This is a genomic window from Reichenbachiella sp. (assembly GCF_965233835.1).
In the GTDB taxonomy this organism is placed as follows: domain Bacteria; phylum Bacteroidota; class Bacteroidia; order Cytophagales; family Cyclobacteriaceae; genus Reichenbachiella.
On sequence record NZ_OZ247585.1, the window covers coordinates 4,129,379 to 4,152,658 of the forward strand.

General features: G+C 39.9%; 18 protein-coding genes. 12 read left to right on the plus strand and 6 right to left on the minus strand.

The annotated features are described in order from the left end of the window. Positions 1-91: 91 nt before the first annotated feature. Positions 92-2,482 carry a mechanosensitive ion channel domain-containing protein gene (locus ACO6S2_RS17470; RefSeq protein WP_422359849.1) on the plus strand — a complete coding sequence of 797 codons (2,391 nt, stop codon included), beginning with the start codon at positions 92-94 and terminating at the stop codon, positions 2,480-2,482. A gap of 67 nt (positions 2,483-2,549) precedes the next feature. Here the strand turns inward: ACO6S2_RS17470 and ACO6S2_RS17475 are convergent, their stop codons facing one another. Beyond that, on the minus strand, positions 2,550-3,413 hold the full coding sequence (locus tag ACO6S2_RS17475; RefSeq protein ID WP_422359850.1) for a hypothetical protein: 864 nt from the start codon (positions 3,411-3,413) through the stop codon (positions 2,550-2,552). Between the two features lie 122 nt (positions 3,414-3,535). Between ACO6S2_RS17475 and ACO6S2_RS17480 the strand changes: the two genes are divergently transcribed. After that, entirely contained in the window at positions 3,536-4,969 is a 1,434-nt protein-coding gene (locus ACO6S2_RS17480) for a YfcC family protein (protein WP_422359851.1), read from the plus strand. Here ACO6S2_RS17480 and ACO6S2_RS17485 read toward each other — a convergent pair. Beyond that, a complete protein-coding gene (locus ACO6S2_RS17485) occupies positions 4,966-5,253 on the minus strand; it encodes a hypothetical protein (RefSeq protein WP_422359852.1) in 288 nt (95 codons plus the stop codon). The two genes, ACO6S2_RS17480 and ACO6S2_RS17485, sit on opposite strands and share 4 nt — an antisense overlap. 156 nt (positions 5,254-5,409) lie before the next feature. Between ACO6S2_RS17485 and ACO6S2_RS17490 the strand changes: the two genes are divergently transcribed. Further along, positions 5,410-6,411, plus strand: coding sequence for a hypothetical protein (locus ACO6S2_RS17490; RefSeq protein WP_422359853.1), 1,002 nt, complete (start codon positions 5,410-5,412; stop codon positions 6,409-6,411). 19 nt (positions 6,412-6,430) lie between these two features. Here ACO6S2_RS17490 and ACO6S2_RS17495 read toward each other — a convergent pair whose 3' ends face one another. Next, entirely contained in the window at positions 6,431-6,976 is a 546-nt protein-coding gene (locus ACO6S2_RS17495; RefSeq protein ID WP_422359854.1) for a hypothetical protein, read from the minus strand. 151 nt (positions 6,977-7,127) lie between these two features. Here ACO6S2_RS17495 and ACO6S2_RS17500 point away from each other — a divergent pair, with 151 nt between their 5' ends. The 3 genes from ACO6S2_RS17500 (at position 7,128) to ACO6S2_RS17510 (ending at position 11,935) form a co-directional block, all read left to right on the plus strand. Next, positions 7,128-8,972 carry a 2-oxoacid:acceptor oxidoreductase subunit alpha gene (locus ACO6S2_RS17500; protein WP_422359855.1) on the plus strand — a complete coding sequence of 615 codons (1,845 nt, stop codon included), beginning with the start codon at positions 7,128-7,130 and terminating at the stop codon, positions 8,970-8,972. Then, entirely contained in the window at positions 8,965-9,996 is a 1,032-nt protein-coding gene (locus ACO6S2_RS17505) for a 2-oxoacid:ferredoxin oxidoreductase subunit beta (protein WP_422359856.1), read from the plus strand. Before ACO6S2_RS17500 ends, ACO6S2_RS17505 begins: the two co-directional genes overlap by 8 nt. Positions 9,997-10,084: 88 nt before the next feature. Further along, positions 10,085-11,935 carry a hypothetical protein gene (locus ACO6S2_RS17510; protein WP_422359857.1) on the plus strand — a complete coding sequence of 617 codons (1,851 nt, stop codon included), beginning with the start codon at positions 10,085-10,087 and terminating at the stop codon, positions 11,933-11,935. 19 nt (positions 11,936-11,954) lie between these two features. Here ACO6S2_RS17510 and ACO6S2_RS17515 read toward each other — a convergent pair whose 3' ends face one another. Continuing rightward, complete coding sequence (locus tag ACO6S2_RS17515; RefSeq protein WP_422359858.1) at positions 11,955-13,682, minus strand: enoyl-CoA hydratase-related protein; 1,728 nt, start codon at positions 13,680-13,682, stop codon at positions 11,955-11,957. Positions 13,683-14,222: 540 nt separating this feature from the next. On the opposite strand from ACO6S2_RS17515, the gene ACO6S2_RS17520 reads away from it, so the two are divergent. From ACO6S2_RS17520 to ACO6S2_RS17545, 6 genes are all read left to right on the plus strand, one after another. Beyond that, complete coding sequence (locus ACO6S2_RS17520; protein ID WP_422359859.1) at positions 14,223-14,849, plus strand: hypothetical protein; 627 nt, start codon at positions 14,223-14,225, stop codon at positions 14,847-14,849. A gap of 12 nt (positions 14,850-14,861) precedes the next feature. Beyond that, entirely contained in the window at positions 14,862-16,940 is a 2,079-nt protein-coding gene (locus ACO6S2_RS17525) for an ATP-binding protein (protein ID WP_422359860.1), read from the plus strand. A gap of 10 nt (positions 16,941-16,950) precedes the next feature. Further along, the gene (locus ACO6S2_RS17530; RefSeq protein ID WP_422359861.1) at positions 16,951-17,313 is read left to right on the plus strand and encodes a response regulator; all 363 of its coding nucleotides are present in this window, start codon (positions 16,951-16,953) and stop codon (positions 17,311-17,313) included. 6 nt (positions 17,314-17,319) lie between these two features. Next, positions 17,320-17,793: a chemotaxis protein CheX gene (locus ACO6S2_RS17535; protein WP_422359862.1), complete on the plus strand. Its 474-nt coding sequence runs from the start codon at positions 17,320-17,322 to the stop codon at positions 17,791-17,793. A gap of 361 nt (positions 17,794-18,154) precedes the next feature. Further along, the gene (locus tag ACO6S2_RS17540) at positions 18,155-19,123 is read left to right on the plus strand and encodes a vWA domain-containing protein (protein ID WP_422359863.1); all 969 of its coding nucleotides are present in this window, start codon (positions 18,155-18,157) and stop codon (positions 19,121-19,123) included. Further along, on the plus strand, positions 19,120-20,028 hold the full coding sequence (locus ACO6S2_RS17545) for a tetratricopeptide repeat protein (RefSeq protein WP_422359864.1): 909 nt from the start codon (positions 19,120-19,122) through the stop codon (positions 20,026-20,028). The genes ACO6S2_RS17540 and ACO6S2_RS17545 overlap by 4 nt, the downstream gene beginning before the upstream one ends. Positions 20,029-20,046: 18 nt before the next feature. On the opposite strand, the gene ACO6S2_RS17550 is transcribed toward ACO6S2_RS17545, so the two are convergent. After that, the gene (locus ACO6S2_RS17550) at positions 20,047-21,159 is read right to left on the minus strand and encodes a DUF4249 domain-containing protein (RefSeq protein ID WP_422359865.1); all 1,113 of its coding nucleotides are present in this window, start codon (positions 21,157-21,159) and stop codon (positions 20,047-20,049) included. Positions 21,160-21,177: 18 nt separating this feature from the next. Continuing rightward, positions 21,178-23,274 carry a hypothetical protein gene (locus tag ACO6S2_RS17555; RefSeq protein WP_422359866.1) on the minus strand — a complete coding sequence of 699 codons (2,097 nt, stop codon included), beginning with the start codon at positions 23,272-23,274 and terminating at the stop codon, positions 21,178-21,180. Positions 23,275-23,280 lie beyond the last annotated feature (6 nt).

Below are 23,280 nucleotides of genomic sequence, written 5' to 3' on the forward strand. Positions count from 1 at the left end.
ATATAGTATTAACACGTTGAACGGTCACGTAATAGTTCTCGTTGTGATTTATTCTTCATTATCATATCTTTAGTGACTATTCCATACACTTATGAAAATTTTCAAACTACTTCTTCTTTGCTTATTGTTCACACCAGTTATAGTAAGGTCTCAGGACAACCAACCACAGAATGAAGAAACGGAAGAAATTCAGCCCATCGCGATTCCCGAGGTTTCATCTCAGGCCGAAACACTTGTCAAACAGATAGAAAACGAGTACAAAACGGTAATATCTGAACCCATCATTTCACAAGTCAAACAGCAAGCAGATACACTAAAAAAAGAACTGGATAACATCACTACTATCACTGACCATATCATGGAAGAAAACCTTCCTTATCGCTACGTGGAAGGTTTCGTGAAAAAATGGGATCGCTTGATCACCAGGGCTACCATTCCAGAGATGACAATCAAAGGACACACGGAAAGAATAGACAAAATTTTTAAAGAACTGGCAGAACAAGAAGTGCTCTGGGAGATAACCAGAGAAGCCTATGCCAACAAAGAGGAAATCCCTGATGAACTCTTTGATCGGATTTTCTTTTCGGTCGATCAAATCAAGAGCTTGAAGAAAACGATGAGTGATAGTCTCCTACTTGCTATCAACGTTCAAAATCAAATCCTTGATTTAAAACTTGAGGCCAACAACTATGCTCAGCATTTAGACGAAGCCCTAAAAACACAATTCAGTACTTTGCTCTCGCAGCGCCAACTACCCATTTGGAACTCAGTATTTGATAGCACTACCTACAATAAAACACTGGCTAACAACAGGCTCTGGATACCTATTGCCATGGAGGAAACAACAAGTTACCTTCAGCTAAAAGCCTCAAAAATCGTAGTACTACTGCTCATTTTCACGATCTTTTTAGGCATTATCTATTGGATGCGTGGAAGGCTAACCGAGCTCAAAGCCAAAGACCTCGCCGAACTCCCATTGGGAGAAAAAATACTTGATCGTCCTGTCGGGGCAGCCATGCTTTTCACCTTGATGGCTAGCCTTATATTCCTACAAAATAGGCCCCTCTACTTGGACATAGCGATGGGCCTTCTTTTTCTTATTCCTTTCATGCTGGTGACAACAAATATCATCATAAAGAAACTGAAGTGGACTATCATCTTTCTTGCTTCCATGTTCATTTTGGTCGATACCAGCCGAGTACTTATTCTCTCCGACTACAGCAACCGACTCTTGATGCTCACGATTTCAGGCGCCATGGCGTACTACTTTTTTTGGCTTCTAAAAAATATCACGAGAGAAGAAAAACATGGTGAGGCCAATGACATTTGGTATCGAGTATTGCTATTCGTTTCTCCACTGTTTTTGTTGGGGATGCTCGTTTCTATTCTTTCCAATATTGTAGGATACATATATATATCCACCTTAATCACAGAAGGTCTACTTACCTCCACCATATTGGCCTTGCTTCTTGGTGCCTTTTATGTTAGTCTCAAAACGTTAGTACTTCTTTTCCTCAATACAGATGTTGCTCAAAAATCTAAAGTTTTCGAACGTTATAAGGACCAAACCTTTCGTACTATAAAAATTAGCTTGAAAATCTTTTATCTGGTTATCTGGTTCTATTATACAGCCAATGCCACTATGATTTTTAATCCTATTTTGGAACTATACCATGAGATTTGGAATTGGGGTGTCACAGTAGGCAGCATTAGCATCTCAGTGGGTGGAGTAGTCAGTTTTGGTATCATTCTTTTTATTTCCTGGCTGGTTGCCAATTTCACTAAAGTACTACTCCAGGTAGAATTTCTTGACCGCATCAACCTGCCGAGAGGTGTTTCTATGGCGGTTGGCTCTATTACCAACTATGCTATCATTTTTCTCGGTTTCTTTATGGCATTAAGTAGCCTGGGATTTGACTTGGCCAACTTAGGGCTTCTGGCTGGTGCCCTCGGCGTGGGTATTGGATTTGGATTACAAAACATCGTAGGGAATTTTATATCTGGTTTGATTCTCGTATTTGAGAGACCGATCACTATAGGAGATATAGTGACGGTAGATACTATTGAGGGGGAAGTCACAGCCATTGGTATTCGTGCCAGTAAAATTCGACAATATGATGGTGCCGAATTGATCGTACCCAACTCATCCCTTATCTCTAATAACGTTATCAATTGGACACTATCTGACAAACGGAGAAGAATAAAGCTGGTCATCCAAACAGACACCAAGGCCAAGCCAGAAAATGTAATCCAATGGATGGAAGAAGCTTTGACCGAAATCGATGGCGTAATGAAATATCCCTCTTGCAAAGCCTATTTTGAGGGGGTAATAGACCAATCCTATCAATTCTACATTCTGTACTGGGTTTCAAAGGATATCTTGTTGGTTAAAAATGAGGTTAACATTCGAATTATAGAAAACCTTAAAAAGCACAAGGTAACCGTATCCGCACAGCGGAAGGTGGAGTTAGTTGGCAAGTAAAAAGAGCATTCTACAATGTGATCAACAATTGCTTTAAGATATCACCGTATACTAGTAATTTGGCGGACTAATGATGTCGAGCATGAAGAGGAAGCCGGAGACCTAGAGCTAATCTAGGTGCCACAGATAATTTTTCTTCTTTACTAAAATAATAATCCTCTTTTGGTTCCTTAAAAAACAGTAAATTCATCCCAATCGTGACATAGTGAGCATATTTTCTTGAGAAAAATATATCAATTCCTCCCCCTGCTGAAATACCATACTTTTGCTCGTCACCTTCAACAAGATTTGGTCCATACATAACGGTACCATAGCCATTAACAAGAGTGTTACTATATGGGTTTTCGCTACGAAACCTCAATCCTCCTACAAAATGATTCCCACCATCTTCAGCCCTGCTATCACCTGTTCCCATACCAACAAAAAATCCGAGATCACCAGCATAAACGAGCAAATTAGCTCCTTGAATAGCATAGTCGACACCTAATCCGGCACCAAAGGAAATTACATCCTTCATTTTTAGATATCTAAGTTCTTCCTTCCCTTCTTGAATGGCTTCAATGTTTTCCTTTCGTATTCGGGTAGTTTTAGATTTACCATCTACTCGTCTTTTAAAGACCACATTTTTCTCTGCTTGAGAAATTATTTTGCCAGCAAGCTTCTGTCCAGACTTTGTGGTAATTGTATCATTTCCTGAAGCAATATATTCAATGATATATCGAGAGTCATAAATCAGCGTATCTACTAAGCCTTTATCTAGATAAGTTTTAGTTGGTCGATTCTTTTTGTATACATTAAAGTAAATCAATGAATCATCTTCACTTATCATTTTGACATCAATTGTATCGCCAGAAATCTTAACTAAGCGATCCTGAGAAGATGCAAGAGAAGAGGTTAGTACTATTAAACATGAAATAAATAGGATTCTCATATAAGAGGTTGTAAATATGAACTAGCAGTTAATAAATCCTCGAAGATAAACCAATCATTTCTTCCAGCCACGCAATCTTTTCAAGATTTCAATTTAATTTGGCGGACTATTAACCCTACATTATGCTCGGTAAAATCAAAATCCCTCACGTATTCGCTTTATTGACTATCATCATTCTGGTGGCCAGTGTTTTTAGCTACATCATACCCTCAGGCAGCTATGAGCGAAAAGAGGTGCAGGTTGGGCAAATGACCCGAACGGTAGTAGTTCCCAATTCCTTTCAGGAAATTCCAAAGCACTATTCCCTCAAAGGCATATTTGTAGGCGATGAGGTTGAAGGCAAGGCCACGCCAGTGAGCATTTTTGGTTTTTTAAAGGCTATTCCAAAAGGATTAGAAGAAAGCGCAGATATCATATTTTTTGTATTTCTAATAGGTGGTGCTTTTGGTATGATCAAACGAACTGGAACAATCACAGCTGTGATACAAGCCTTGATCAACAGGTTTAGTAATTCAGGTACTGCACTGACCGTAGTACTTATGTTAGCCATTTCAGCAGCTGGTTCCACTCTGGGCATGGGCGAAGAGTTTATCCCGCTTGTACCTGTATTTTTATACGTTTCTCACAAACTGGGCTATGACAAATTGTACGGGTTGGCCTTAGTGTTCGTATCTGCAGAAATCGGTTTTGCTTCGGCCACTACCAATCCATTCAACGTACAGATTGCCCAAGGCATTGCTGAAGTTCCTCTAGGAAGTGGAATGGGATTTAGATTGATATTTTATGCTGTGATTCTGATTACCGCTATTCTCTACATGCTGAGATATGGCAAAAAGCTGAAAGAAGACTTTTCAAATTCATATCTAGAGCCTGACAATGTATATAAGGAAGATGACTCATTAGCTCAATTTGACTTAACCAGCAAACACATCCAGATCGTAGTAGTTAGTGCCATTCTTTTTGTAGGTATTTTATGGGCTGTTCAGACGCAAGGCTGGTGGATGGCTGAAATGGGTGCGGGTTTTCTTCTTATTGGCATGGTAGCAGCCATCATCGGTAGACTTACGCTGAATGAAGCCACGAAAGCATTTATACTTGGTATGGAAGAAATGTTAGTAGGCGCTTTGGTCATAGGCTTTGCCAAAGGAATTCAGGTCGCCTTGGTTGAGGGTCAGATCATGGATTCTGTAATTTATTATACGTCTGGCACCTTGCAGTATCTACCCAAAATTGTAGCAGCAGAAGGCATGCTCGTCTTCCAAACGATTTTAAACTTCTTTATTCCTTCCGGTTCTGGTCAGGCGGCCACTACCATTCCAATTATGGTTCCATTGGCCGATTTGCTTGGCATCACCAGAAACACAGCGATATTCGCTTTCACCTGTGGGGACGGCTTCGCCAACTCTATTATACCTACTTCCGGAATATTGATGGCTATGCTAGGGATAGCAGGCATTCCTTACAAAGATTGGCTGAAGTTCATTCTTCCCTTATTTGGTTGGCTAATGGCTATTTCCGCTGTCTTTTTGGCTATAGCCGTGCTTATTGAGTATTAATCAGTAGCCGTTTCCATTTCTATCTCAATTCCTCCAGTAAAAGAGGCAATCAGATTGTAAACCACACATCCAATAGCGGTAAAGATAAAACCAATGATACCGTACATTATCGGAATCATGAGCAAAGCGGCTGCACCCATGTCTACAAACTCTGGAAAAAATTCTTCGCTAAGCATAGAACCAATCAAGGCAAAGGGCATCACTATAACAAAAGACACAATGACATAAATGATAGCTACTACCTTAGCAGTCTGTATCACCCCAAATTTCTTAACTCTTATCATTTTATAATATTTGATTATTAAATTATTATAGGCCAAGTTATAAACATGCCCAAGCATAAGCCCGTAAGTCTTAGAAAAAATTACGGTTTACTCATTTTCATATCAGAGAATACCCTTTGGCAATTATATTTGTGAATTATTAAGAATCTATTCAGTATGAGGCTCGGAACTTTAGCAAGAAAAATAAGTATAACCCCATCCAAGCTGACTGCCTTTTTGGAGTCACAAAGCATTGACCTGTCCAGTGGTACCAACACCAAACTCACCGAAGAAGAAATTGAACTAGTACTTGCCCATTATGAGACGAGTTTAGAAGAAGAGAAACCTGAGCAGGAAGAACAACCAATCGCTGAAGTAGTAGAGGAAAGTCCTGCTACTGAAGAAGAGCAAACGGAAGAGGTGAATTCAAAAGTTGAAGAAACCGAAGCTGAGGTTACGAAAACTGAAAAGGAAACTGAGGAAGAAGAATCAGAACCTACCGTTTCAGAATCATTTGCGGAGATTGCTTTACCCCATGAATTAGAAGAAGCCCCAACCGATACTGAAGCTCCAGAGACAGTCGAAGTTGATGAGGAAATAAACCAAGAAACCCAAGCTGAAGAAACACCAAACGAAGTCGAAGATTATGCTCCTCAGGTACCTGAAGATTTGGATCCTGAGATTGAATCTTATGTGGAGCGACTCGCTTACGACGAAAATGTAGAGGTTATCAAACCAGCCAAGGTTAAACTTCAGGGGCTGACTGTGAAAGGAAAAATAGACCTACCAGAACCCAAAGTAGAAACTGAAAAAACCGAAGAGCCTAAAAAAGAAGAAAAGAAAACATTCGACCCGGATGAGATTATCACCACCACTGGACCAAGAAGAGACAGAAAGAGAAAGCCAAAAAACTATAAGGGTAAAAAGTTCAACAAGGATTACAACCCACTAGAAGCCGCCCGGAAGAAAAAAGAGTGGGAAGAGAAAAAGCGTAAGGAACAAGAAGAACGCCGGAAGAAAAAAGCAAAAGCCCAACACTATAAAAAAACAGTCAAACCAACGCCTACAGCTCCCGTAGCTAAAAAGAAACCCAAGAAGGTCACGGCCAAGAAAAAACAATTACAGGAACAGCAAGCAGGTAATATGCTTCAGCGCTTCTGGCGGTGGATGAACACCTAATCCGAGGTGCTGCCAGATACTAATAAGCCTCAGTGATGGTGATACTACGTAAGCCCAACTTATCAGACTTAGTACTGTTAGTGATTACCGTAGCCGCATAGCGCAGTCCTTCTATATCGAACTTAAATAAAACACCTTCCTCCTCCTTGGCATTGGTAGAAATAGAGGTGTTAATATACTTAGCGCCATTGGCTTTGATAATGTTCCTAAAATCAATCTCCAAAGTACCAGAGCTATTTTGCCCACCAAATCCCAAGCCTAACTCTTGCCATTTTCTAGGCAGCTGATTGCCAGCGGCCGCATCGAAATAAACTTTGTTTACCACTTCATTTTGGCTGGATAGTACAGAAAAATTTCCTGCTATGTTGTATTGCTCACATCTCTCCTTTCCGTCGCTTTCTTTCACTTGGTTTACGCAAGTTCCTCGGTCTTCAATCTCTTCATTAGTGGTTTGCCCTATCACAATCCCAAAAGGGAGTTGAGTCAAACTTGATTGAGCCGAAATTGTGCACACTGACGACACACTGATCAGTACACAAACACAAATTTTGTAGATCTTATTCATATATCTAATTTATCAAATTATCCGTCCTTAATCAAGTGAGAAGAATATCGAGTTCGCCCAAAGCGAGCTATTCAGTGAATTATGGTGGATTGTCCCATCAATTGACCATAAAATTTCGTAACTTTTAGTAACATCAAATGCTTCAAACAACATGAAGGCAACATCCCCAAACGAAGCAGTTATCTTTTTTGCCGGAGATTCCGGTGATGGCATTCAACTTACTGGAGGTCAATTTTCCGAAACCGTTGAGATTTTTGGTAATGACATTAGCACATTCCCCAACTTTCCCGCAGAGATCCGAGCACCAAAAGGAACACTCTTCGGTGTTTCAGGATTTCAATTAAAACTAGGAAGTATAAAGGTCTTTACCCCAGGCGATCAATACGACGTACTGGTAGCCATGAATGCTGCTGCACTAAAAACCAATCTTCATCAACTCAAAAAAGGTGGCGTGATCATAGCCAACACCTCAGGTTTTGATAAAAAGAACCTAACGCTTGCCAAATATGAAAATGGAGTCAGCCCATTAGAAGATCATTCTCTTGACAACTACGACGTGCATGATTTTGATGTCACAAAAATGACCCAAGATTCACTGGCAGAAACTGGTATGGATCGAAAGGAAATCGAGCGATGTAAAAACATGTTTGTGCTGGGCTTTGTTTATTGGATGTTTAATCAAGACCTAAAATATACCATCAACTTTCTAACTGATAAATTCAAATCAAAACCAGCACTTGCCGAAGCCAATATAAAAGTGCTTAAAGCTGGATTCAACTTTGCAGATACCAGCGAAACCTTTACCTCAAGGTTTAGTATTAAGCCAGCCAAACTTCCAAAAGGACATTACCGAAATGTAAATGGCAACCAAGCTGTGGCCCTTGCCCTTGTCGCAGCCTCCAAAAAGTCTGGATTAGGCCTATTTTATGGCAGCTACCCGATCACGCCTGCTTCCAACATTCTACATCAACTTTCCAGATATAAAAACTACGGTGTCAAAACCTATCAAGCCGAAGACGAAATCGCCGCGGTTTGCTCGGCGATAGGAGCTTCGTTTGCCGGCAACCTGGGAGCCACGGCCTCCTCCGGACCAGGCATTGCCCTCAAAGGTGAGGCCATTGGCTTGACAATGATATTAGAGCTACCGCTGGTTATCATCAATGTTCAGCGCGGTGGACCATCTACAGGGCTTCCAACCAAAACCGAACAGGCCGACCTCCTACAAGCGCTCTATGGCAGAAATGGAGAAGCGCCGTTACCAATATTCGCGCCGGCCACACCTAAGGATTGTTTTGATATGACTTTCATGGCTTGTAAAACAGCGCTAGAGCATATGACTCCCGTCATGCTACTCACAGACGGGTACATCGCCAACGGCTCTGAGCCCTGGCAATACCCTGAAAGCAAAGATTTGACCGATATTAAGCCTCCATTAATCAAAAAAAGACAAAAAGATGACCATTTTCTTCCCTATCAGCGGGACGAAAACTTGGTTAGGAAATGGGCCATACCTGGCATAGCCGGATTGGAACATCGAATCGGTGGACTGGAAAAAGAAATAGATACGGGCAACGTCAGTTACGATCCAGACAATCATGAGCAGATGATAAAGATCAGAGCAGAGAAGGTTGAAAAAGTAGCTGAAGTCTTTCCAAAACAATCCTATGCTCAAGGCAATGAAAAGTCAAAACTACTAGTCGTCGGTTGGGGGTCGACTTATGGCGCGATAGAATCAGCCATTATTTCGTTAAGAGAAGAAGGCTACGACATCGCTCACATCCACTTGAGAATGATTCACCCGCTCCCTTCCAATCTGGGAGAAATTCTACGACATTTTGAGCACATCATAGTACCTGAAATGAACAATGGTCAACTCGTAATGGTATTGAGAAACAAATTCTTATTGCCCATCAAAAGTGTCACAAAAATTAAGGGGGTACCATTTACTGTTCAAGAAATAAAAGAAGCCATCTTAAATCAATTGAGTCATGGATAAAATAGCAGAACCTAAAAACTACACCGCTAAAGACTTTGCCTCAGATCAGGAAGTCAGATGGTGCCCAGGCTGCGGAGATTATAGCATTCTCAATCAAGTCAAGAAGATCTTGCCTGAAATTGGCGTAGCTCGAGAGAACATTGTTTTCATCTCAGGGATTGGCTGCTCCTCGCGCTTCCCCTACTACACCGAGACCTATGGCATGCATAGCATCCACGGGAGAGCCACCGCCATTGCCAGTGGACTGAAAGCAGCAAATCCGAAACTAGATGTATGGATCATAACAGGAGACGGCGATGCATTGTCTATAGGTGGCAACCATTTAATCCACCTATTAAGAAGAAATTTCAACGTCAACATTCTCCTGTTCAACAATGAGATTTATGGACTGACCAAGGGTCAATATTCACCTACCTCCCCTATTGGTAAGGTCTCTGCTTCTACTCCTCAAGGGTCACTGGATTACCCATTCAACCCGTTGATGTTGGCTTTAGGAGCGGAGGGGACTTTCGTTGCTCGGTCTATCGACACAAACCCAACTCACTTGCGTGAAACTTTGCTTCAAGCCCACAATCACCACGGAGCCAGCTTTGTTGAGATTTATCAAAATTGTAATGTCTTCAATGATGGTTGTTTTGCTCCTTTTTCTGATAAAGAAGTAAAAGATGACCATGTTGTAATGCTGGAAGAAGGCAAACCTTTGATCTTTGGGACTGATGCAAACAAGGGTGTTACTCTGGATGGGTTTAAACCCAAAATCATAGAGTTATCTAATGGTCATACACCAGAAGAGTGCTGGATACACGATCCTTCAGATCGAATAAAGGCGACCATACTCACGCAATTTTTTGAATATAGTGCTGAACCAGGTGTGCTACCCCGACCATTCGGGTTGTTCTATAAAGAAGAAAGGTACAGTTACGAGGATCATATGGAAGACCAGCTCAAGCAAGAAAATGATAAAAATGGTGTTGGTGATTTGGACGAATTACTTTCAGGACCTAATCCCTGGCAAGTAGCCTAGAGCATCTTCGCATTAATCTTTTTTCGGTCTTATATTTGTAGTCAGCCCAAGAGTACAAGTTAATTACTGTTTCAATCGCCAGGAAAGAATGACCAAAAAGTTAGTACTTCTCAACCTATTCCTATTCTTATTTCAAGCACTCTCAGCACAAGATGACCCTTCTTTGTCTATTAGTGAGAAATTTGTCGAAGCCAAAGTAGGAGACGAAGTTAGCGTGCAAGTACGGAAAACTGGTTCTGGAAGCATTATAATGAAAAATGCACCAGAAAGCGCCACTCTTTCTTCGGATGGCGTTTTCTCTTGGGTAATCCCTGAAAGTTCGGAGGATTCAAAAATCACCGTAGAGTTCTTTTTGATAGATAGTGCTAGACTCATAGACATTGAGTCTATCTTTATCAAGGTTTTGGCGGACTACGATCCTCCCAAGTTTTTTATTCATTCAAACCATGAATTGACCAACGGGTTTTACCAATTGCACCCAGGCCAAACTATTGAACTTTCAGTTTTGGGGTACGCTTCGCAGGATTCTTCCAAAGTTAGACTGGATCACTTCTTCAATGACAATAGTGGAGAATATCATATTGGTAATGGCAAGGTAGAAATCATTCATAATCAACTTACCTTCCAATGGACACCTTTGGAAATTCACTTAGAACAAAAGTATTTCAGTTTGACTGTCAATGCGCATGATACGCAGGGACAAAATTCTCAGCACGTTTTTTTGTTTATCATCAATAGAAAAAACGAATCACCATACTTCAAATTTCCGGTGCTTGATGAATACCTCCTACATGCTAATGAAGCATTGGAAGTAGATCTTTCCGTGGTGGACCCGGACCAGGATTCCTTGGTATACAAAATGGATATTCCTACCTCAATTGGCAATCCGAAATTAACCAATGGCAAATTTTATTGGAAGCTCAACCCCTATCAGATTGAGCAGCTCAAGAAGTTATTTCCTATTGAGGTCTACGTAGAGGTGAGCGAACAAGGCAATGAAAACCCTATTTCCATCAATAAGACATTCCTCATCAAACGGAGTGTCATGAACCAGCCTCCAAAAATCCTGAACCTACAAAACGAAGCGGTGTATGAAGGCCTTCCTTTCCATAGAACCATCTTTATTCAAGATGCCAACGATGACTTTGCTGATTTAAAGTTTGACATTATTGGAGCTCCGGAAGGAATGACCTGGGTAGCAAAAAACAACGCCGTAGAATTAGACTGGACGCCTGGCTATGACATTATTGGCATCGAGCTGAAACCAAAAAAGTTTGACATGCTCATGGTGGCAGAGGACCCTGATGGTTCTATCGACCAACGAGCTTTTACCCTCACTGTTCATCACCGCGAAAACACAGAAATTACTTACCAGAGCTACCTAAACTATAGAGATGAGGCCGTTTTTTTAATTGACCATTTGAATGAAATGCATACCGATCTTGAACAGAGGGAAGGAAGTGTGAAAAATTTAAAAAGAGGTTTATCAGTCATGACGATGCTTTTTGCCACCTACACCGCAGCTGGAAATGTATTCACAGAAGGTACAACGGCACACAAGGCGGTACCATATATTGGTATCATGGCAGCCATCGCCGGTGGTGTCAATGCCTTTGGTTTTAATGATCTGAACAGATACGGATCATTGAGAAGCCAGACCTTTCTACTACAGCAAAAATTAATCTATGTACTCGCCATACTTCGGGATTATCACATCGATGGTCTAAATAGCCCTAATCTTGAAAACGCAGAATTTAGGGATCAACTAGCCAATTATGAGCAGTGGATGGTTCAAGATAAACTCAACTTCAAAAGCTACTACAATACCTATATGAGTTTGAACTACATACAGAAGCGCACAAAAAAACAAGTACGCAAGGCCAGAGCTATAGGCAGAGAACCGGAAGGTTTACTATTTATTGATTTGACCGAGATTTAAGACGTGTTCTAATTGGCTACTAGGCATTTTCAAGTACTGGTTTAGACTCAATACACTTATAGTTGACAACACTCCAATTAGATTCGATCTGTCTTTGAGGACTTACTTTGCATACAAAAAAGTGTCTCTTCAAATGGTAATCACTTTCGGGGTCATAAAATATCTGGTTCATCTTTTTTAGCTCTTCATCTCGATAACTATCAAGCGATTTTTTCGTCTCGTGCTTTAACCTCGCTAGCCGCTTGTCGGCAATGATTTTATCATACGCTGCATGCTCAGCTAATTTACGTACCTTCTCCTTGACCATAGATTTGAAGTCTTCGAGTGTCTCCCCAAAGCAATCATCCACAAATCCTAATTTCTTGGCTTGACTAGCTACCAACACGCTACAGTCCTCCGTCAGTTGGGTGGCATTCTTTTGCCCTACCCTTTTAGGCAATAAATAAGTCCAATATTCAGAACCAAACAACCCCATGTTTTTGTAATGAGGGTTTAAAACAATCCCATCTCTGGCAAAGACAAAATCTGCAGCAAGTGCCATAATTGCTCCACCTGCACCAGCATTTCCTGTTATGGACGACACCACAATTTTAGACTCACAGTTTATAATTTCTCTGATCAAGTCATCAATGGCAACGATATTTTTCCACGATTCATCTGCTGGGTTATCCGCACATTCTATAGCGTTCAAATCTATTCCGTTGGACCAAATATCTCCCCCACTTTGGAGTACTATCATTTTGTGATTTAACTGACAGGCCTGCATAAATACCTTTCTCAAACTATTGCATTGATCAGTAGACATAGCACCATTGTAAAAATCAAAATGGATATAAAGAATATCACCAGCTTCTTCGACCCAAATTTCTCGGAAAGTATCCTGATCATTATAAGAATCAAAAGGATCCAATGGAGCTTCTGGAATTCCAATAAGTATTTCACCAAGCACATCAGTTGATTTTCTCTTTACCCCTCCGCCTTTCTTCTTAAGGTGAGTCACCCAAAGGCTACCATCTCCGGTACCCACACAAATTGCTCCATTTCTTTTGGCAATTATTTCCCCCGGTTGTCCCTTAAGTATAGACTCTGGGTGAGCCCCATACATAAAAAAAGGCTCCTCAAAAATCTTTGTCTCTAACAAACCTGGTGTGCTGTCTGCTGCCTTAATCTTTCGAACAATTGAGTTTGTGGTGTCCGACCACTCAAAAGCTCGATCACTTCTTTTGATTGGATTATTCCAACAGCCCTTTACATTTGAATTCTTATAGTCCAACACCTCTGGTCTAAACGCCTCATCTTGAAAGTTGGCTATTGCCTTCTTTATTGCTCTTGATGCAGCCTGAGTTACTTCATGCCGATAGAGATTGCTTTTGGTCACATTTCTCATTTCAAACTCGTCTGAGGCCCAAACATCTCCAGCATCCATATCCTGAGCTGCTTGCAACACAGTAACTCCCCAAATAGATTCCGCCTTCATGATTGCCCAATCCAAGGCAGAAGGCCCCCTATCACCAACTATACCAGGATGAACAATAAGACAAACATACTTTTTCCAAACAGAATCTGGTATGGCTGTTTTTAGGAAGGGAGCGATGATAAGATCCGGATTATAGTCATCTACGACTTTAATTGTTTCGACGTCATCATGAAGAACATAAACTTGCACTTTGTGAGCATCAGACACCAGTTCACAAAACAAACGTTGACTCAATCCATTATGGCTTGTCACCAAAAATAATATTCGCATGGTTAGGTAGGTTAGGTAAAACAGTACTCTCAGAGCTGCTTTTAGCTAAGCTAATAGTTATGAACGAGAATTAAAATAGATATATAATAAAATAAATAATTTAGTTATTAAGATGCATTATGCATTAACTCTGGTAATTGGTTTAGGACAAGCATCTGGCTCATCATAAGTGATTACGAAAACACAAGCACTCAAAAACTGTTGAACCTCTAATTTTAGAGAAAGTTACTTTACTTACTAAATAGCTCATTAAAGGCCATATAAATACATTACACATTTTAAAACACACAAAAACTAAGTCTTTCCATTAGATAGACAATAGGTAATTCAGCCTATAAACACCTAGGAGAAATACCCAAATTTTAGTTCACACCAAAAATATATCTTCGTTTTATTTTATTTTATTTAACAATCAATAACTTTAATATACCAGCTATATATTCCAGTCAGCATACGATTAAAATTATTTTAAGATTTACGGAAGAATCCAAGGGTGTTCTCTCCGTGCTATTTGGATTTTTGTATTAAACCTACCTAACCATGAAAACTGCTTTGAAATATGCAGGCATTGCCTTATTTCTCGTAGCTACCTTCGCTACGATCGGCTATTTATTTTGGAAGCAAGAGGTGCAATACACACTCCCTACCCCAATTCCCAAGGATTATTCATTGGTTTATGTCAACCAAGAAGTGCACTTGAACAATTATTACAATCAAACCGTGGCCATCCCTACACTGTACCACTTTTTCAACCCAGAATGTCCATGTTCAAGATTCAACCTAAAGCATTACAACTCATTAAAGAGAAAGTACAGCGACTCAATTCGCTTTATCGTTGTCATTCCTGAATTTGCTGACATTGATCTGGTAAAAGATTATTTCGACGGTGATACCAACGTAATCCGTGATTTGAATCGAGCATTGGCAAATGAGTTGGGCGTTTACTCCACGCCTCAGGCAGCCATTATCAATAGAGAAAGTAAACTGTATTATCGTGGAAATTACAACAAGGCCAGATATTGCACTGATCCCGGTAGCAATTTCACTCAAATGGCCATTGATTCCCTGCTTGCAGGAGCCTCACCGCCTGCTTTCGGTCTTCTTTCCACAGTTTCTTATGGCTGTGGTCTTGAGGATAAATCAGAAAATTTATTTAGTATGTTTTAAACTACCAATAAGATGACTAGTAACCTAACAAAACAAGAACTTGCGATTTCGTTCAAAGAAATCAATCAGAAGTCTGACACCTTTATCGTTAGATTTCTATATGCACACGTGGCCTTCTCTCTCTTCTTAGCCACATTCTACGACACCTGGCTCTTAGCCATTTCTGTAGGATCACTTTCTCTTGTATCCTGGTATCTGATTAAGCTAACACTCCCTAATGATCAGCTGCATCGATATGTATCAAGTATGTTCTTTGGAGTCTATGTTGGACTATTCATTTATCAGATGCATGGGCTGTTTGAAATGCACTTTTTTGCTTTTATCGCATCTGCCATTTTGATTACCTACCAGAACTGGAAGCTGCAAGTTCCACTCATTTTGTTTGTTGGACTGCATCATGGGGCTTTTGCGTATGCACAGTTCATTGGTACGCAAGAAGTTTACTTTACACAATTGGAGTACATGGATTTGCAGACCTTTATCTTCCATATCAGTTTGGCAGTCACGGTAGTTACTATCTGTGGATTTTGGGCACATAACCTCAGAAAGGCAACCATTCAAAATGCTATAAAATCCAAAGAATTAGAAAGTTCCAATTCTAAGTTAGAAAGCTCCTTGAGTGAAATACAGGTTGCAAATAGTGAACTGGACAAAGAACGTAAGGAAGTAAAATATCTATACAATCAATCAGAAGCTGTATTCGACAATGTGGATGAAGGAATATTCCTGCTCAATAAAGATTTTACTATTAGTGATGTGTACTCGAAACAGATGGAGCAAATTTTTGAACAGAAGGAAATTGCCAATCAGGAGTTTATCAATTTTATGCGCCCACGCTTGGTGACTAGAGATTTAGACGCCCTTCAGATGTATATCAAACACCTATTTGACAAAAACATTGAGACTGACGTTTTATCCCAGTTAAACCCTGTGGAGCATATTGAAATTTTCCATTATGATGAACAAGGAATTGCCCACTCAAAACACATCAAAATTGTTTTCTCTAGAGTATTCGAAGGGGAAGATATCAGAAACATTCTGGTCACTGTAATTGACGAAACAGAGACCGTACAACTCGAAATGAAAGTCAAAGAAGCAGAACTCAAAAACAAACAAGAAACCGAGCAGATGCTAAGTATTCTTAGAATCGAGCCTGACCTTCTCATGGACTTTTTAGTTACCGCAGAAGAAACTCTAGAAAGCATTTCTCTTCGATACGAAATGGACTCTAAACGTGATTTTAACGAATTGATCAACTTCACTTTCAATACAGTTCACAATCTAAAGGGCAACGCCTCCTTGATTGACCTGCAATTGATTACTGAAAAATTTCACGACTTGGAAAACTCGCTGAGCAAACTGAAAACAAAGAATGTAGTTGGTAATGACTTTTTAAATATCCTCTACGAGATCAGTGAAATCTCAATTCTACTTTCTAACATCAAGGCACTCCTCAATCGTGTCATTAATATTTCCACACAGTTTTCTCAAAAACAAATGGACACTGATGATAGGCTTGCTGAGGCACTCGAGAGAGGCGCAAAGAGAATTAGCGCTGATGTAGGAAAAAAAGTGAGGTTCGAGTTCACCAACAAGAAACACATACAGATTCCTGAGAAATTCAAATTGGATATCAAAGACATTAGCATCCAACTCATTCGTAATTCAATCATCCATGGCATAGAAACACCAGAGATGCGGATTGCCAACAGCAAACCTGAAGAAGCGCTGATCCAGCTATCACTTAATCAGTCAGAAAAAGGTGGCAACCTTCATTTCAAGTATAAGGATGACGGCCAAGGTCTTGACCTCAAGAAAATCCTACATCAAGCGGTTGAAAAAGGAATCGTTGACAAAGAATCTGTAAAAGGATTTGAAGCAAAGGATATTCTAAAGCTACTTTTCAAGGATGGTTTCTCAACCTCTGAAAGTGTAACAGAGCATTCGGGAAGAGGTCATGGATTGAGCTTAGTCAATTCCCTTACCAAAAAACATAATGGAAAATTGAATATCTCTTTCAAAAAAGGAAAGTCCTTTGAACTGGATTTCATTTTCCCAGTAAATTCTCCAGAATTAGCCATCGTAGCCTAAAATCTATTATATGAAACTATTGATCGTAGACGATTCATCTGTGATGCGTCGCACCATTGAAAAACACTTAACTAATTATAACCTTGAAATCGTGGGCATGGCCAAAAACGGCAAGGATGCTCTAAATCAGTTCGAAATGAAAAGGCCTGATGTCGTCACCCTCGATATCACCATGCCTGAGATGGATGGACTGACTTGTCTGGACAAGATGATGTCCATCAACCCCGAAGCCAAGGTAATGATCATCACTGCGCTATCTGATAAATACACTGGACTTTTAGCTCTTGACAAAGGAGCCAGAGGTTTTTTATATAAACCTGTAAACCAAACAGACCTAGTTAGTGCATTTGACAAATTATTAAAAAGAAACTAGCCAACTATGTATAAGGAAAAAGAAAAAGTCGAATTTGAAGAAACCTGTCAGCTATTTATCAACTCGGTGAACAACTACTTTGGCCACCTCACAGGTGAAGTCTCGCAAACAAGCGTGCCTTACTTAAAAACTGTGGACAACGTCATGCTAAAAGATTATACCGGCATGATTGGAATATCTGGAGACCGCAAAGGTTTTGTATACATTTCAGGAGACACAAACCTTTACAAAGAATTGGTTCAGTTGTTTTTAGATATTGAAGAACCCGAGTCAACCGATCTATTAGACATGGCTGGAGAGTTGTCCAACGTAGTCTCTGGTAACGTACGAGAAACTTATGGTAAAAATTTTATGATCTCAGTACCCATTGTATTCAAAGGAGCACCTGAAAAATTAAGATTTCCTAAGGGCGTTCCGATTTATGTCATTCCTATTAAATGGAAAGCACATGAAGCATTTATTGTGATTGGCCTTGACTGACCCTACTTATTGGTTTTAGTATAAAAAGCAGACCTCGCTGGTGAAACGGGGTCTGCAATTTTTATTTTTTGCTATTATACATGTAAATCACTTCCCCTTTGTGGTTTACAAATTGAATGAGCAACTCCTCTTTGGTTGCTCACACGGCTGTGAATTCATATTGAGACTCAGTCGACTCAGTCAACCACGAATACTCTAAAACTCACTTCTGAACCAGCTCCAGAGAAGATCCATTGAATTTATTTGTAAGTACACTACCTCACCCAAATTGAGCAAATGCTAAAAAATGTTAAATGAAGAATTTCATCTTTCGGCCTAGACATGAGATCACTATATTTGTTTGATTTGAAAATACTCGTTTATGGTTTGGAGCGGTGAGATCGGCAGCTTAGAATTATTCTTCATTATTTTATTTGGCTTTTTTTATGTGCTCTACATATTTAGAACAGTGCGAGCCGCCAAAGCCTTGGGCACTACGTACAGAAGAGTGTTCTATAAAATCGCTTTGCGAGTGACGTATTTTACATTGTTCATTCTGGCTCTTTTAGGCCCATCATTTGGAGAATCCAGCAAAGAAATCAAATCGATAGGCAAGGATATTTTTGTAGCTATAGATCTATCCGAGTCCATGAATGCCTTCGATATTCAACCCACACGTCTGGAAAAGATAAAATTTGAGCTCAAAGAAATAGTCGATGCTTTTTCATCTGATAGAATAGGACTCATCATGTTTTCTAATGAAGCCTATGTGCAGTGTCCATTGACTTATGATAAAAGTGCATTGAATCTTTTCATTGAAACATTAAATACTAATTTGGTTCCAAACACAGGAACCGACTTCGGCCCACCACTCAAAATGGCACTCGACAAGATTTCGGACGACAAAGAAACCGTAACTCGACAAAAATCTAAAATAATTATTCTGATTAGTGATGGGGAAGACTTTGGAGAAAATACTGCCAGCATTGCCAAAACAATAGAAGAAGAAGGAATCAAATTATTCACGTTGGGGATTGGCACTGCCCAAGGGAGTAAAATCATGACGCAACGTGGGTTCAAAAAAGATAACAATGGCCAGGAGGTAATCAGTAAGCTCAATCCAGTTTCCCTAAAGAAAATCGCCTCGGCCACCAGTGGTAAATATTTTGAAATCAATGCCACTCAAAACGATGTAGAAAAACTCATCAATACTATTGGAGATATAGAAGGCGAATTGCGTGATAGCAAAACCATGGACGTCTCTGCCAACAAATACTACTATTTCTTGGCACTTGCCTTGCTATTGATTTGTATTGATGCGGCATTAAAAGTAAGGACGGTTAACATATGAAGTTATTTAGCACAATATTGATTCTTGCAGTATGTTTAAAAGCTTCTGCCAACGACATCTCGAAGATTAATGAGCTGAAAAAAAATGCTGAAATCGCATTTAAACATCAGCAATTTGATGTGGCCGTATCTAACTACTCCTACCTTATCGATACGCTACAAATCTACGACGAGGAGTCTATCATGAATCTTGGCCATGCGTATTATCAGCTCAATCAAAAGAATTTAGCACAATCCCAATACCAAAAACTGGTATTGTCTGATAATGAGCAACTAAAATCCGTAGCCTATCAGCAACTCGGTGCCCTGTCGAACGACCCCAAAACACTGGAAAAGGCCATGTCTTATTTCAAAGAGTCTATCAAGTCAGACCCCAGCAATAAGGACGCCAGATACAACTATGAATTGGTGAAAAAGAAGCTGAAAGACCAACAGGAACAGAATCAAAACCAAGAGAATCAAGATCAAAATAACGAAAACCAGGAAAACCAAGACGAAGAGAAAAAAGATCAAGACCAGAAACAAAACCAAGAGCAACAAGAAGGGGATCAAAACCAGGATCAGGAAAACCAAAACCCTGAAGACCAACAGCAGCAAGATCAAGAGAATCAGGAACAACAGAACCAAGAACAAGAAGATCAACAGTCTCAGGATGGCAAGGAGAACGAAAAGGAAGGAGATCAACAAGAGCAGCAACAGCCTCAGGAAGGTGAAGACAATGAAAATAAAGACCAAAAGGATCAACAGCAAGCTCCAAGCCCATCGGATAAAATGCAGGAGATGAATATCTCAGAAGAAAAGGCCAAGATGATCCTCGAGGCCCTTAAGAACAGCGAGATTCAGTACATCCAGCAAAACCGAAGAAAACCAACTAAACGCAAAGAAAGCGACAAGCCGGATTGGTAAGCGTACATCCAGATATTCTTAAGGCCTCATTGCAAAATACAGCGGATCCCACCAATCAGGGGGATAGGGGGTAACCTGATCATCATCATAAGTCCACTCCCTACAGTCGAAACAGTAAGCTGCCCATCGCGGGCCAAATTCACACAGGTCATCTACCCAACCTCCATAGTTATCAATCTCATTTTTGTCAAAATACCACCTTTCAAAATCTTCATTAACCACTCCAAAGTATCCGTACACTCCAGAATCATCCGAAGAAAGATTTGACTTGATATTGTACGGCGGAGAAGCGAACAATTCGCTTTGATCCAATTGTTTCTGGACTTCATTATAAAAAGTGTAATACTCGTGAGACATTGTCATTTGCCTTATAAGAACTGAAAAACCATGATTCAATCTTGAATTTCTAGTTTTCAGAAAAAATAATTCATTTTGAATATTACCATTATGATCCTCCAACAGTTGAAATTCTTGATAATAGTTTTGTGAAGTGGCCCAGCAAAATTTCAACGGATGGTTATCCTCTATTAGATCTGCGCTAAATATCCAAGTGATTGAAAGATCCCACTTATAATAGATTGGGTCTTCAGAATCATTCGACAAAGTGGTAACATTAAAGCCAATACCTTCCTGTTCAGCAATGCTTACTTCTCCTAGAACATTCTCATAGTCAAGCTTTGTTTGCTCAACAACAGAAAACGAACCGATATCCATAGTATCTGGCAAGGCCTGAATTTCAGATGTGATTCTACTTCCATCATTTAAAGTTATTTCCAAATGATAGTTTCGCCCTTGCTCTGCCTTGAAATCTTCATAAAACAAACCGTACTCACCATTTCCGATTTCAGCATAGTCGTATACCACTCCATTGTCCTGATGAAGTTCTACTTTAGCTCCTAACACCGGCTCATTGCGAGTGTTTTCGACCTCACCAACACTTGATAATTTAAGCGTAAAATACCTCGCGGAAAGTGGAAGGGCCAGCAAATCGTTGTAGGACTGATTTGAAATAAAACCTTCCACAACAATTCCTTCTCCTTTGGAGATCCCTTCGAATTCAAAATCTTCAATACATGCATACAGCGTAGTTGCAATGATTGAGAGAAAAGTCAGTCGGACTACAATTTTCATATTGACAGTTTCTTACATTTATTGGACAACCAATAAAGACTGATCCTGAATCACTGTACCGTTTTTCATATAAGCTGTAACCAGAATTTGATAAGTGGTGCTCAAATCAGAGGTTTTCAAATCAACCCAGAAAGAACCTTTATTCTTATCTACCTTTGCATTCCAAAACAATTGATGCCTGAAATCAGGCGCGTACTCACTATTTACGCTCTTTTTATTCAAATTTTGACAACGCTGAAGCACAGGCAAGTCCTTGTATGCTTCCTTTAGTGGGTTTTCAACACCATCCTTTAGGTAAAAAGAAACTGAACCATTCAAACTGAAATTCCCTAAATGTCCGTTGGCTGCATATGAATTTCTTACTTCAACTCTGGCAATATCTTTAGGGTTGAGGTTCAATATTGTTCGCTTATCATAAACAGGGAGATCGTTTAAAAAAATTAAGGGTGAACCACGGTATTTATAAGTACTCATGTAGCGATACATGGATAACTCAGGCTCGTCTCCTTTGCTCTTTACCACTGTGACATATTTCACCACATAATTAATCATATCAACCATGGTGTTTGGCACATCATAGTCCTCCAGATTGTAGGTAAAATCCGGAGCAGGTAAAGAGGCACTCTGTTTTTCATTATTTTTAAATGATAGAGCGATATTTCGTTGTGTGTCGTACTCCTTCACGTAGGCAATATCTCCATCACTCAAACTAGGAGAGCTCCTAAGAGCTGGGTAACTATACGCTACGGTTTCTTTGAAATTTGCTCGTTTAATAGGTTGCAAGTAGGTGGTAAAATGATAAGGGAATATTTGCGTATTTTCGCCTGCCACACGTTCAAAATCATGAATACCGGTGATGCTTTCACATCGAATATCCAGAGCCTTCATGGTTGCTAAGTTCAAAACTGAAAGTTCATCAAACGGAAACTCCTCCCTGTAATTCAATACACCATGATATTGTTTAGCATTTAACCTATCCGTATTTTCACTTTTCTTAAGGTTCGCTCCAAAGAATATTAAATAAGAGTCAAAATCACGATCGTCCAGCTGTTGTAAATCAAGCCCTACCTGATCAAAATAGAACTCTTCATAAAAATCTTTAGTTCGAACGTAGTTCTTATCAATGACAGAAACATCCAAGTAATCAATTTGGTCCGCGTTATCGTCTATCACATATTCAACCTCCTCGTTGTTCGAAGCTACTATGGTATTGAGGTAGAGCTTACTTTCAATTGAAGGTCGATGAAAGTAGATGTAGTCGTTGCTTGGTTCGTTCTGATAATTAAACCCTATTTGGTGTACGCCATAGCTCAGCTTTCTAGCAGGAAGCATGATGTCCAAAGTATCTGCATTCTCAAGAAATACAGATCGCATCATTGACTCCCCATTCAATAGGACCTCAATAGATTCCGTTCCTTTACTTTGTCGTTTCAATTTGATAAGAACGGACTCATTTAGGCTTAAAAAATCTACAGCCAATGATGATTTTTGCGGTATCAGATCAATCGATTTTTTTCCAAAACGAACTTTATACAAACTATCACTTGGATTTAGATCGAAGCCAGCTATTCCATTCGCATCGGTATCTAGGTATTGCACCAAGGAATCCAAACTATTCACAAGCGTACCTTTAGATTGGATTCCAGTTCCTGATGAATCAACCAATCGAACAACCACTTTATTGCTCTGTCCTTGTCTAAACACCCCTCCTCTATACTTTATTTGTATATCACTGACTTCTCGACTAGGAATCTCTCCTAATTCAAGTGTGTAGACATGAATATTCTTAACCGCTTGAGTAGCCCCCATGCTGTTACAAATAATTCTGTATATGCCTGTTTCGAGACTATCGGATAAGGTGAAAAAATGTTTAGCTTCCGGGTTTCTCAGTGCGCTTTTGGTTTGAATAATTTCTCCATTCGGAGCTACAAGATCTGCAAATAGCGGAACCTCCTCTTCGTCCAAGTTCTCTTCACCAAACCTATTCACCTCATACATTACCTGTTCACCTACAACGAACCTGTCTTTGTTTGTACTGATATACAATCCGTCTTGAGCGACTGTATCTGACAACGAAACATAAAACGTTAATAATATTACAAATAGCTTATTCATTAGTGA